Origin of the sequence: Winogradskyella thalassocola, assembly GCF_900099995.1 — a bacterium.
GTDB lineage: Bacteria > Bacteroidota > Bacteroidia > Flavobacteriales > Flavobacteriaceae > Winogradskyella > Winogradskyella thalassocola.
Genome location: NZ_FNCZ01000001.1, coordinates 1,180,300 through 1,194,183 on the forward strand (window position 1 = coordinate 1,180,300; position 13,884 = coordinate 1,194,183).

Annotated in this window: 9 protein-coding genes; 8 read left to right on the top strand and 1 reads right to left on the bottom strand. The window is 33.4% G+C overall.

Annotated elements, in window-relative coordinates; all coding sequences use genetic code 11:
• Nucleotides 1-86 precede the first annotated feature (86 nt).
• Entirely contained in the window at nt 87-2,459 is a 2,373-nt protein-coding gene (locus BLT80_RS04890) for a GAF domain-containing protein (RefSeq protein WP_092466445.1), read from the top strand.
• A gap of 67 nt (nt 2,460-2,526) precedes the next feature.
• Here the strand turns inward: BLT80_RS04890 and BLT80_RS04895 are convergent, their stop codons facing one another.
• The gene (locus BLT80_RS04895; protein ID WP_092466446.1) at nt 2,527-3,747 is read right to left on the bottom strand and encodes a Pycsar system effector family protein; all 1,221 of its coding nucleotides are present in this window, start codon (nt 3,745-3,747) and stop codon (nt 2,527-2,529) included.
• Nucleotides 3,748-4,002: 255 nt separating this feature from the next.
• On the opposite strand from BLT80_RS04895, the gene BLT80_RS04900 reads away from it, so the two are divergent.
• From BLT80_RS04900 to BLT80_RS04930, 7 genes are all read left to right on the top strand, one after another.
• The gene (locus BLT80_RS04900) at nt 4,003-7,677 is read left to right on the top strand and encodes a metallophosphoesterase (RefSeq protein WP_092466447.1); all 3,675 of its coding nucleotides are present in this window, start codon (nt 4,003-4,005) and stop codon (nt 7,675-7,677) included.
• 170 nt (nt 7,678-7,847) lie between these two features.
• Nucleotides 7,848-9,410 (top strand): protein adenylyltransferase SelO, encoded by a 1,563-nt coding sequence (locus tag BLT80_RS04905; RefSeq protein WP_092466448.1) that lies wholly within the window; start codon nt 7,848-7,850, stop codon nt 9,408-9,410.
• Nucleotides 9,411-9,437: 27 nt separating this feature from the next.
• The gene (locus BLT80_RS04910; RefSeq protein WP_092466449.1) at nt 9,438-10,163 is read left to right on the top strand and encodes a flavodoxin family protein; all 726 of its coding nucleotides are present in this window, start codon (nt 9,438-9,440) and stop codon (nt 10,161-10,163) included.
• Between the two features lie 60 nt (nt 10,164-10,223).
• The gene (locus BLT80_RS04915) at nt 10,224-10,505 is read left to right on the top strand and encodes a DUF427 domain-containing protein (protein ID WP_092466450.1); all 282 of its coding nucleotides are present in this window, start codon (nt 10,224-10,226) and stop codon (nt 10,503-10,505) included.
• A 9-nt stretch (nt 10,506-10,514) separates the two neighbouring features.
• Nucleotides 10,515-11,732: a bifunctional alpha/beta hydrolase/OsmC family protein gene (locus tag BLT80_RS04920; protein WP_092466451.1), complete on the top strand. Its 1,218-nt coding sequence runs from the start codon at nt 10,515-10,517 to the stop codon at nt 11,730-11,732.
• 16 nt (nt 11,733-11,748) lie between these two features.
• On the top strand, nt 11,749-12,906 hold the full coding sequence (gene egtB / locus BLT80_RS04925) for an ergothioneine biosynthesis protein EgtB (protein ID WP_092466886.1): 1,158 nt from the start codon (nt 11,749-11,751) through the stop codon (nt 12,904-12,906).
• The gene (locus tag BLT80_RS04930; RefSeq protein WP_092466452.1) at nt 12,907-13,845 is read left to right on the top strand and encodes an L-histidine N(alpha)-methyltransferase; all 939 of its coding nucleotides are present in this window, start codon (nt 12,907-12,909) and stop codon (nt 13,843-13,845) included.
• Nucleotides 13,846-13,884: the final 39 nt, after the last annotated feature.

Consider the following 13,884-nt stretch of genomic DNA (forward strand, 5'->3'; position numbering starts at 1 on the left):
AACAACAATTTATCATGTAAGATAGTGTTGTAATTATCGACTATATTAGAAATACGTAACTTTGCCTATATAAAAAACTACTTTCTTTGGATATTAATGATAACATAGACTCTTCTCTAGTGATTAAAATTAGCTTCGATAAGCTATTTAAACAGTATGAGAACCTAATCCTAGATGATAATGATTATATTTCAGCTAATGCAGAGCGTGTCTTAGAAGTAGCTAAAAATAATCCTATTTTAAGAGAAGGCTTTAGTGATTTTTCTGTTTTTAAAACACATGAAAAAGAAATAAACGTTATTCTTCAAGATGCCTTTAGTCCAATTTTAACTAAAAATGAGATTAAAACAGCGTCTGTCCCCTATCATAATTTCATATTCAATTCATCAGAACGCTTTAGATCTATTTTAAAAACGGCAGGTGATGATTTTGAACTAGAGATGAAGAATTTGCCAGAAAATCAAAGATACATCACTGAGTGTGCTATTATTTTGAATTTTTGCTATGGGTATGATTTAAATTTTAAAAGACCTCTTTTTTACGAAATACCAGATTCAAATGGCATTATGCGTTATTATAAGATTTTGTATAATGCAGATTTTACAGAAATAACTCCTAATGAGAATGCCGTTAAAATTACACAAGACGATTATAACGAATTACTAGATAATTTTGAAAATATTGATTTGTGGAAAGAGAAATTTCCTTTAAATAGTTACACGTTTAAAGGTTTTGTCATTTCAAATATATTTGATGTAACAGACGACCAATCAATTTCTAATATTAAGTCGACATTAATTGGTAAAGAGAAGCGTAAAAACGAAAGTTTTATGCAGGGTTTTTCCGGAATTTTTCAATCGTTGTTTGGATTGAAAAATATTGAAGTTGGATTTTCTATCTACAATGAAGAAGATGATGCTTTTGAGCGTGTCTATGGAGTTGGGATGAATAGTTATTTATTGAATGACATGGAAAGCAAAAACTGTGCTGATGCATTGTGCGAGTGGTCATATAATAAACTTCTTAGGGAAAATGAATATTTTTCTGTATCAGATGTAGAAAAATCTTTTGAGCTTTCAGAAGGTAGGGCTCCTCACATTAAAGTATTGCAGAATCAAGGTATTAAAAGTGCTATTTTTGCACCAATAGCTAATGAGGATGGATTAATGGGGATTTTAGAAATTGTATCTAAGCAGCCTAAAGTTTTAAATAGTATCAATGCCAATAAATTGGTTGATGTAATGCCATATATTGTGTCGGCAGTTGAGCGATCTAAAAACGATGAAGCCAATTTAATTGAAGCGATTATTCAAAAAGAATGTACATCCATTCATCCTAGTGTGCATTGGAGATTTAAAAAAGAAGCTAAGAATTTTATTAAAAATCGTTTGAATGGTACAAATTCAAATTTCAATAAAATAGCATTTGAAAATATATACCCTCTCTATGGGCAAATAGATATTAAGGGCTCGTCTGAAGCTAGAAATTCGGCAACACAACTAGACTTAGCATTGCAGTTAAATACTGTGAAAAAAATATTAGAAAGCGCGTCTAAAATCGAAGAGCTGCCAATTTATGAGCAATACATTTATCAATTAAATGAATTTTTAAATGATATTGAGGTTCATTTTCAGGTGGATAGTGAGCATCAAATTTCAAGTTTTATTAAAAATGAGATAGAGCCAATTTTAAAGCATCTTTACTCAATTGAGAAGTTAAAAATAGAGATAGATACGTATTTTACGCGTATAGATGATAGAACAGATGCTTTGTACCATCATAGAAAACTTTATGATGATACAATTTCTTTGATTAATAAAGAAATGGCATCGTTATTAGATCAAAAACAGGTCGAAGCTCAACTAATGTACCCACACTATTTTGAACGTTTTAAAACAGATGGAGTTGAGCATAACATGTATATAGGTGAATCTATTACAAAGGAAGATAGCTTTAACCCAATATATTTATACAATCTTAGGCTATGGCAATTGCAAGTGATGGTAGAAATGGAAAATATGTACTATCAAATGCAGTCCGATTTTCCAATAGCATTAGATGTGGCTTCTATGATTTTAGTGTTTAATCAACCGTTATCCATCAGTTTTAGAATGGATGAAAAACAATTTGATGTCGATGGCACGTATAATGCTAGATACGAAATTGTAAAAAAACGAGTTGATAAAGCTTTTATAAAAGGCACCCAAGAACGGGTTACACAAAAAGGAAAAATAAGCATTGTCTATTCTCAACGAGAAGATGAAGTAGAATATTTAAGGTATATTAAGTTTTTACAATCTAAAAAGTATTTAGATAATGATGTTGAAATTGTAGAGCTACAAGATTTACAAGCTGTCACAGGTCTAAAAGCAATTAGGGTTAGTGTTTTATACCATAAAAATAAAGACGACAAAGACTTCTATACTTACGATGATTTAATGAAAGAAATTAAGGCTTAATTCGTCTTACAATCAGAACGATTTAAGCACAGCTATCTGTCGGAATAATCTAATCTATTCGTTTAATTTACAAAAGTGTTGTTGCACGTGTGGCTAAACCAGAGTACTTAAAAGCGACTGCAAAAGCGATTACGCTTACCACAATTCCTACCATAAATACAGTGTAAGTAATTCGTAATAATTTGTATTTTCTATTGAGAACGAGACCTAAAAAGTAAAGATCTTTTGTTAACGATCCATATAGATAATCTCTGTCTTGCATCATTTCACTCATGGCCCATTCAAACTCATCGAGTTTCATTTTATGAAAATTACCAAAGAATAAAAGGTTTACTTTTTTATTGGCAACATCTTCTTTTGTGAATTTTCCACTGGTCACATTTGGTCGCGTGGCGAGTACTGATAAAACGATAGAGACTACTGTAAATAAGGCAAATATAGCTGTAGGTAATATTAAGTATCCATTTGAAGGATTGTCCAGTTTAGAAATCAAATTCGAAATGACTAAAGAAATAATAATAGCATTTACGGATAGTAAAATATTTGCTTTGGTATCTGCAATATCACTCAGGGTAATGTGGTTTCTAAGGGCCACTCTAAACATTGTTTCTATACCGCGTTCAGGAAGTTCAATTTTACTTTTCTTAAATTTAAGTTGATCTTTCTTCTGCTGAAGCTTTATGTTGGCTTGTTTTAATTTATTTTGATCTTTTAATAATTGTGCTAAATTTTTGCTTTTTCGTTCTTCCCATTTCGAAGCTGCGATATCAGAATAAAACTGATGCGTCGTGGTGAGCCACTTAATATTCTCATCAAGCCATTCAGCATCGGTTAGTACTTTGTCGCAAGTTAGCTCCCATTCTTTTCTGAGTAGTTCACAAATTCCAGTATAATTTTTACTCCCTATATGAGAGGAATCAGCATCTCTTATTAGTTTTTCTAATAAGTTAATGGGCTTATGATTTAGTTCAGTAGCTAAAATTAAATCTAAAATTACTTGTGTATCGTCGTTGGTATAATTTCGCTTTTTTAGAAAATCTGAAGCTATTTTTACACTTTCTTTTTCATGTGTTTCGACACCTTTAGTAAAACCAGTATCGTGAAACCAAGCGGCTAATTCTAATTGTTCTTTTTCTTTATCATTTAAACCTGAAGCTTCAGAGAGTTTTTTTACACCTGCAACAACTAATTGTGTATGAGTTAGATTATGATAAACAAAGGTGTTGTTTAATTTTTCATTCAAAAGGTGAACGACAAATTTTTCGGCTTCTAATAATATGTTTTCCATGAATTGGGAATAAGAGACTAAATTAAGGAATTTTATAATCTTTTTGAGCTTCTAAAATTTGAAACTTATATTAATTCCAATATTGTTGCAATGTAATAAATACTTTAACGACTAACGATTAGTCGGTATTTGTTTAGGATAATTACGTTCTGTGTCGAATATTGAAAAAAAACACGTTTTATATCATCATTACTTTTTTTACAAATAGTATGTCGCAATTGTAATTCGTATTTTTGATAACCAACCTAATTTTTTATGAGAATATTTTACAAGTTTGCTTTATTATTAGCTGTAGTTGCTGTTAGCAATTCATGTGCTACATTTAAAAAACAAGTGGTTGTTGGTTCAGAAAAAGCAATGCCAATACATAAAGAAATAGAGCATAGTTTTTATTTAATAGGAGATGCAGGTAATTCGGATTTAGGTGAAAGTTCTGAGGCCCTAAAAGCCTTTAAAGCAGAACTAGAGCGCGCCGACAAAAATAGTACGGCCATTTTTTTAGGGGATAATATCTATCCAAAAGGACTTCCTGATAAATCTAAAGAGGGTTATGAATTAGCAAAGCATCGCATTAAGATTCAAACAGAAGCTGTTAAAAATTTCAAAGGAGAAACTATTTTTATTCCAGGGAATCATGATTGGTATTCGGGTATTTCAGGTTTAAAAGATCAGGAGAAAATAGTAACTAAAGCACTTGGTAAAGATAGTTTTTTGCCTTCTGATGGTTGCCCTATTGATAAGATTCATGTCTCAGATGCCGTAGAGCTTATTATAATAGATTCTCATTGGTATATAAATAATTGGAACGATCAACCCACTATTAATGATGACTGTGAAATTAAAACAAGGCAACGCTTTTTAGATGAGTTTGATAGTCTCATAAAAAAGGCTAGAGGAAAAACGACTATCGTAGCGATTCACCATCCAATGTATACTAATGGTTCGCATGGTGGTCAATTTAGTTTTATGGACCATATGTCTCCATTACCAATTTTAGGAACACTTAAAAATATTATTAGAAAAACAAGTGGTGTTGCAAATGTGGATCTTCAGAACAAAATGTATAACGAGCTTAAAAAACGCTTAGTCACTTTAGCACAAGCCAATGAAAAAGTGGTTTTTGTGTCTGGTCATGAACACAATATGCAGTATTTGATAGAAGATAATTTACATCAAATTGTTTCGGGTTCTGGTTCTAAGGTATCTGCTGTACGTAATGTAGGTTCTGGTTTATTTGGTTATGCCATTCCGGGTTATGCTAAACTCATTGTTTATAAAGATGGTTCTTCGCATGTTGCTTTTTTTGCTATTGAAGAGCAGAAAGACGTGTTTCAGGCTGAGGTTTTTCCTGTAAATAAAACCCCGATAAAAGAGGTTTATGATAATGTATCATCTTATACTTTAGCCTCTATTTATACTGAGGAGGAAACAGATGTTAGTGGTTTTGGTAAGTTTCTTTGGGGAAATCGATATAGAAAAGAATACAGTACAAAAGTTAAAGCGCCAAATGTAGCATTAGATACCTTGTTTGGAGGATTAATACCTGTGAGAAAAGGTGGTGGAAATCAATCAAAATCGCTACGACTAGAAGATAAAAATGGGGCGCAGTACGTCATGAGAGCTGTGAGAAAACAAGCACTTCAATATTTACAAGCGGTACTTTTTAAAGAGCAGTATATTGAAGGTCAATTTGATGATACGGCTACCGAAAATTTAATTTTAGATGTCTTTACAGGTTCCTATCCTTATGCACCACTTGCAGTTGGTGATTTAGCAGATGCAATAGGTGTTTATCATACAAATCCTGTGTTATATTATGTGCCAAAACAAGAACGTTTAGGGGAATACAATGATGAGTTTGGTGATGAATTATATATGATTGAAGAGCATACTTCAGAAGGTCATAGTGATAAAGCAAGTTTTGGTTTTCAAAATGAATTAGTATCAACGGAAGATATGATGAAAAAGATTCACAAAGATGAAGATATCATAGTTGATGAAACAGCTTACATTAAAGCACGATTATTTGATATGCTTATTGGGGATTGGGACAGGCATCAAGATCAATGGAGGTGGATTGAGTTTGAGGAGAATGGTAAGGACATTTATAGACCAATGCCAAGAGATCGAGACCAAGCATTTTCAATTATGTCCGACGGTTTTCTATTAGGAGCAGCTGTAAAACTAATGCCAACTGCACGGTTACTAAGAGCGTACTCGGAAGATTTGGAAGACGTAAAAGGAGTTAATGCGGAACCGTATCCTTTAGATAAGGAGATTATCACGCAATCAGGAAAAGAGATTTGGGATGCACAAGTAAAACTGATACAACAGAATATTACTGATGAGATCATTGAGAAGGCTTTTTTTAATATACCAGATGAAATGCCTAATGCTTCTATTGATGAGATTAAGCGAACGTTAAAAGCTAGGCGCGATAATCTTCAAAAAATATCAAATCGTTATTACGAATTAATTAATAAATATGCCGTGATTAAAGGCACCAACAAGGACGATTGGTTCGATGTTGAGCGTATGCCAAATGGTGAAACTAAAGTAACGGCTTACCGTATTAAAGGCGATGAAAAAACCGATAAATTTCATGAGCGTACTTATAATAGCGATGACACAAAAGAAATCTGGATCTACGCTTTAGATGATGATGATGTTTTTAATATCACAGGTGATGGGGATGACTTTATAAAACTCAGGTTAATTGGAGGACAAAACAATGACAAATATGTTATTGAAAATGGAAAACGAGTGACTTACTACGATTATAAATCAAAAAAGAATACGATTGTAACAAACAAAGGACATAAAAAATTTACAGATGATTACAAAACGAATGTCTATGATTACAAAAAATTAAAAAATAGTACCAATCAGCTAATTCCGTCTATAGGAGCAAATCCAGATGATGGGTTTAAAATGGGTTTTGTAAATGCATATACCACTTATGGGTTTGAACGTAATCCATTTACGTCTAAGCACCAATTGGCTGCATCATATTATTTTGCCACACAAGGTTTTGATGTGAATTATAAAGGTGAATTTGCAAATGTGATTGGTCGTTTTAATTTAGGTTTAGAAGTCCATTTTACAAGTCCAAATTATGCTTTTAATTTCTTCGGTTTTGGTAACGATTCATCTAATCCAGAAGAAGATGAGAATGATGGTTTAGATGTGAACATGGATTATAATAGAGTAAAACTTGAAACTTTAAAATTTGCACCAACCTTAATTTGGAATGGTCGATATGGAGCAAGTTTTGAATTTGGGTTAACCTATGAGTCTATAGAAGTTGAAGATACTAACGAGAGATTTATAAACCAGTTTATTGGTGATAATGCAGAAATTAAAAATAATTATTACGGTGCAGATGCCAAATATCAGTTTTCTAACTCGGACAATGAAGCATTTCCTACTTTAGGAATGCTTTTTAGTTTGCAAAGTGGTTATAGAAATAATACAGATACAAAAAAAGGATTTGGTTATGTTATTTCAGAATTTGGTGTGGATTATAAATTAGTACCAAGCGGTCAGTTAATTCTAGCGTCAAAATTAAGAGGCCATTTTAATTTAGGTGATAATTTTGAATTTTACCAAGGAGCAACCATAGGAGCTGATAATGGCTTGCGTGCTTTTAGAAATAATAGGTTTAATGGTAAAAGTGCATTTGTGCAGAGTACAGATTTGAGACTAAATGTAAAAAAGGTTAAAACTAGCGTATTGCCACTGCACATGGGCTTTTATGGTGGCTTTGATTACGGTAGAGTTTGGTTAGATAATGAAGATTCGGACACTTGGCATACCTCATTAGGTGGTGGGATCTATGCCATCGCAGCGGATATGATGACGCTTAACTTATCAGCATTTAATAGCGATGAAGGTATGCGTTTCGCTTTTAAATTAGGTTTTGGTTTCTAATTAATTTTCAAAGAGATAAAACTTTTGTAAAGTTTCTATATTCTTTTAACTCAACTATTAATTTTTATATGAGTTAAAATGTCATCGTATTTTTATAATGAATTGAATTATTAATTGGTTAATTGCATCCTGCATCCGGTGTACCATAACTTAAATGCTAAATTAGATAGATGGAGTTACAAATAAAAGATACATTTAGTAAAGAGTTACCATCAGATCCTATTGCGGAAAATACGAGACGCCAAGTCTCTGAAGCGACACATTCTTATGTGAATCCTAGAATTCCATCACAACCAAATTTAATTCATGCTTCAAAAGAGATGGTCAAAGCCATTGGTTTAGATGAAGCTGCTATTAAATCAAAAGATTTTTTAGACGTTTTTTCAGGTTTAAAAATTTATCCAAAAACAAAACCGTATGCCATGGCTTATGCTGGTCATCAGTTTGGGAATTGGGCAGGACAATTAGGTGATGGTAGAGCGATTAATTTATTTGAAGTTGAAGAAAATAATAAACGTTGGGCAATTCAACTTAAAGGTTCGGGAGAGACACCATACTCAAGACAAGGGGATGGATTAGCGGTGTTACGTTCTTCAATTCGCGAATATTTATGTAGTGAAGCCATGCACCATTTAGGGGTGCCAACAACAAGAGCACTGAGTTTAATGTTGTCTGGAGATGACGTTCTGCGAGATATGCTTTACAACGGTAATGCCGATTATGAAAAAGGAGCCATAGTCGCTAGAGTAGCACCGACTTTTATTCGGTTTGGTAATTTTGAATTGTTTGCAGCACGTAATGATATCAAAAACCTTAAAAAGTTAACCAATTATACCTTAAAATACTTTTATCCCGAATTGGGTAAGCCTTCAAAAGAAACCTATATCGAACTTTTTGAAACCGTGACACAACGCACTTTAGATATGATTATCCATTGGCAACGCGTTGGTTTTGTACATGGAGTTATGAATACGGATAACATGTCCATTCTAGGTTTAACCATAGATTATGGACCTTATGGATGGCTCGAAGATTTTGATTTCGGATGGACGCCAAATACCACAGATAAGCAGAATAAACGTTACCGTTTTGGTAATCAGCCCAATATTGGACTTTGGAATTTACTACAATTAGCCAATGCATTATATCCGTTGATTGAAGAAGCCGAACCGATAGAAGCGATTTTAAATCAGTATCAAGTTGATTTTGAAAAGCAATCACTTCAAATGATGCGTTCTAAATTAGGACTGCAAGTTGAACTTGAAGAAGATGCTAAATTATTGGCAAATTTTGAAGATTGCATGTTGCTATCTGAAACCGACATGACGATAGCTTTCCGATTATTAGCGAATTACAAAAAAGATCATCCTGAAAATGGTATAGAAATAATTGAAAACGCATTTTATAAACCAGAAGAACTCACAAAAGATAAATTAATGCAATGGAAAGTTTGGTTCAAAGCTTACGACCAAAGATTGCAAAAGGAGACAATTACAGATTCAGAACGTCAAAAAAATATGAATGCTGTGAATCCTAAATATGTGCTTAGAAATTATATGGCGCAATTAGCAATTGATAAAGCAGATGAGGGTGATTATGGTTTGGTAGATGAATTATTTCAAGTATTAAAAAAACCTTACGATGAGCAACTAGAGCAAGAAAAATGGTTTGCTAAACGACCAGAATGGGCAAGGCATAAGGTCGGTTGCTCAATGCTGAGTTGCAGTTCTTAATTTTTAATTTTATAAAAAAACAGAACTATGGATTTTTCAAAACTAAAAGTATTATACATCAATTGCACATTAAAGAAATCACCTGCTGTAAGTCATACAGAAACGCTTATGGAGGTGTCTCAAAATATTCTAAAAAAGGAGAAGGTTTCTTTTGAAACAATTCGACTTATAGATTTAGATGTGGCCGTTGGTGTGTATCCAGATATGACAGAACACGGTTGGGAAAAAGACGATTGGCCAAGTATTTATAAAAAAGTGAGTGAAGCAGATGTTTTAATCGTAGGAACACCAATTTGGTTAGGTGAAAAATCTTCTGAAGCTCAAAAGTTAATTGAACGTTTGTACGCCATGAGTGGAGAGACCAATGATAAAGGACAATATGTGTTCTTCGGTAAAGTAGGAGGATGTATGGTAACGGGTAATGAAGATGGAGTAAAACACTGTGCTATGGGTATATTGTATGCCTTGCAACACGTTGGGTATTCTATTCCTCCGCAAGCCGATTGTGGATGGATTGGAGAAGTAGGACCAGGACCGAGTTATGGGGATACCAAATGGAAGGATAAAACCATTAACCCACCAGTAGGATTTGATTCTGAATTTACAAACAGAAATACCACATTTATGACCTATAATCTTTTACATTTAGCAAGACTGCTGAAAGAAAATAAGGGGTATAGCAATTACGGTAATTCTCGAGAAGCATGGGTCAGTGGTACCCATTGGTCTTTCGAAAATCCTGAATATAGATAGAAATTACGTGTACGGAAATCGTTTAAAGAAATTTCTGTTATATATTATAAAGCAATAAAGATGAAAGCAATTTGGAATAATAAAGTCATAGCAGAGAGTAATGACACTATAGTAATTGAAAGGAATCATTATTTTCCTCATGAGAGTATAAATAAAGAATTTTTTAAACCTAGTGAATTGCATTCCGTATGTCCTTGGAAAGGTACAGCATCGTATTATACTATAGAAGTTGATGGCAAGGAAAATAAAGATGCAGCCTGGTTTTACCCAGAAGTATCAGAGTTAGCAAAAGGAATTAAAAATTATGTAGCTTTTTGGAGAGGTGTAACTATTGAAGACTAAACTTAGGTTATGAAAAGCACAAAACTCAAAATAAAAAATAGAAAAGGTATAACTCTAAATGCGAATTTAGAATTACCCGCCAATCAAAAACCAAATTACTATGCCATTTTTGCGCATTGTTTTACGTGCAGCAGTAGTTTAAATGCTGTTAGAAACGTGAGTAGAGCCTTAACTCAAAATGGATTTGCTGTACTGCGTTTCGATTTTACAGGTTTAGGTCGGAGTGAAGGCGAATTTGCTGATAGTCACTTTTCTGCAAATGTCGATGATTTACTAGATGTACATCAATACATGGCTGAACATTACAGCGCACCAAGTTTACTTGTTGGGCATTCATTAGGTGGTGCAGCAGTATTGGTTGCAGCTTCAAAAATAGACGCTGTAAAAGCGGTTGCTACTGTGGGTGCACCATCAACAGTAAATCATGTGAAGCATTTGTTTTCGCATCAGGTTGAAGACTCTGAAGAAAAAGGAGATGTAGAGGTAAATATTGGTGGTCGTCCATTTGTAATTAATCAAGATTTCGTTAAAGAATTTGATAAAACAGACTTACCTGAAATAGTTAAAGATTTACGTAAACCTTTGTTGATTATGCATTCGCCTTTCGATAAAATCGTAGGTATTGAAAATGCTGAGCAATTGTATAAAAATGCGCGTCATCCTAAGAGTTTTGTGACGCTAGACAATGCAGATCATTTATTAACAAAAGAAGAGGATAGCCATTATGTTGGTGAAGTTATAGGGACTTGGGCAAAACGTTATTTTCCTAAGGTTGAAAATGTAATGTTAGATACCGAAGGTGAACAATTAGTTGGACATCTTAATATTGTTGAAGATAATTTTACGACATCCATTCAGACTAAAAATCATACACTAATAGCGGATGAACCTGCAAGTGTTGGTGGTAGTGATTTTGGTCCTTCACCATACGAATATCTCAATGCCGCATTAGCAGCATGTACAGTAATGACTTTGAAAATGTATGCCGAACGAAAAAAGTGGGATCTGAGAGAGGTTTATGTGTACATTTCGCACTCTAGAAAACATAGCGACGATTTAAATCTTGTTTTAGAGCAACCAAAATACTTAGATCACATTAGTAAGAAATTAAAATTCATTGGCGATTTAACGACTGAACAAAGCGACCGATTAAAAGAAATTTCGTCACGTTGCCCTGTGCACAAAACTATAGCAAGCGAAGTCGTTTTTGAAACTGAAATAATATAATTTATACGTGGAAACCATAGCAGAACATAGTATTTCAAAAGAACGATTTTTAGACGTTAGACATCAAACGGAACTGATTTGTAAATCGCTTCAGGCTGAAGATGTATCCATCCAACCCGCAGAATTTGTGTCTCCTCCCAAATGGCATTTGGCACATACCACATGGTTTTTTGAGCAGTTTGTGTTGACTGAATATCAGTCAGGTTACAAAGTGTTTAACGACGATTTTGCCTATTACTTTAATAGTTATTACAACAACGTTGGCAAACGCGTTATGAGGGCTGAACGTGGTTTAATGACACGACCAACGTTGCAAGAGGTATTAGAATATAGAGCTTATGTAAATGCGCAACTTTCAGAATTTATTTCTAAAGGTGTTTCTGAAGATATTTCAAATATTATCGAAATTGGTTTACAGCACGAACAGCAGCATCAAGAACTATTAATTTACGATATCAAATATATTTTCGGGAACCAGCCTTCGTTTCCTATTTTAGATTATAAAATTCAATTACAAGCAGAAAACGAACCTCAAAAATTTCTTCAAATTAAAGAAGGCATTTATGAAATTGGTCATAATACTGAAGGGTTTTGTTTTGATAATGAATTAGGAAGATATAAAGTATACCTTCATGATTTTGAGATTTCAAATCAACTCGTCACCAATTCAGAATACATAGCATTTATAGATGCAGGTGGTTATGAAGATTTTAATTATTGGCATGCTGAAGGTTGGGATTTTGTACAGAATAATGATTTAAAGGCTCCATTATATTGGCACAAGGTCGATGGGAAATGGATGCAATATACGCTTAACGGTTTTGTTGAGGTTAATGGCGACTTACCTGTAACTCATGTTACGTTTTATGAAGCTTTTGCCTTTGCACAATGGAAGGGCATGCGTTTACCAACCGAGTTCGAATGGGAAGTAGCGTCATCCAAATTTAATTATGGTCAATTATGGGAATGGACCAATAGTGCCTATTTACCTTATCCTAATTACACCAAAGTAGACGGTGCATTAGGTGAGTATAATGGTAAATTTATGGTGAATCAAATGGTATTGCGAGGCGGCTCAGTGGCAACTTCAAAAAATCATTGCAGACCAACTTATAGAAATTTTTTTCAGCCAGACATGCGTTGGCTGTTTTCAGGAATTAGATTAGCAAAATAAATGACAGATAACTTTTCAAAAGATGTGCTTAAAGGCTTAACTGCCAAAAATAAACACTTGCCATCTAAGTATTTTTACGATGATAATGGCAGTCGCATATTTCAGGAAATAATGAATATGCCAGAATATTATCCAACCAATTCAGAGTTTGAGATTTTGTCTATGCAATCCAAACAAATTAGTGAAGCCTTGAAATTTTCAGGACCTTTTAATATTGTGGAATTGGGTGCTGGTGATGGTTTTAAAACGTTTAAACTGTTAGAATATTTAGTGAATAACAATGTGGACTTTCATTATATCCCAATAGACATCTCTCAAGAAGCTATAGACATTCTCACACAGCGATTAAAAGAAAAATTACCAGCTTTAAAAATACATCCAAAAGTGGGTGATTATTTTGAAATCTTAAAGGATAATAGACAAAGTGATTACCCTAGTTTATTACTGTTTTTAGGTGGTAATATCGGAAACTACCTAGAAGAAAAAGCCGAAGAATTATTACAGCTTTTTAATAAAAACATGAAACATGGTGACAAGCTTTTAATTGGTTTTGACCTAAAGAAAAACCCAATTACTATTCAGAATGCGTATTACGACAAGCATGGTATTACAAAGCGTTTTAACCTGAATTTATTGGTTAGAATTAATAGAGAGTTAGATGCCGATTTTAAAATTGATGATTTCGATTTTTATTGCCATTATAATCCAATGACTGGAGATGTAAAAAGTTATATCGTTAGTCTTAGAAAGCAAACGGTACATCTTAAAGCTATAAATGAGTTTATTGATTTTGATTACGATGAATTGATATGGACGGAGCTCTCAAAGAAATACGCCTTAGAAGGCATTAATGATTTGGCGGAAAATGCTGATTTCAAAGTAGAAAACAACTTTTTGGATTGTAAACATTACTTTACAGATAGTTTGTGGACAAAATGATACCGATTAAAACCTAATGCGTTTGGGTTAAGTTGTAAA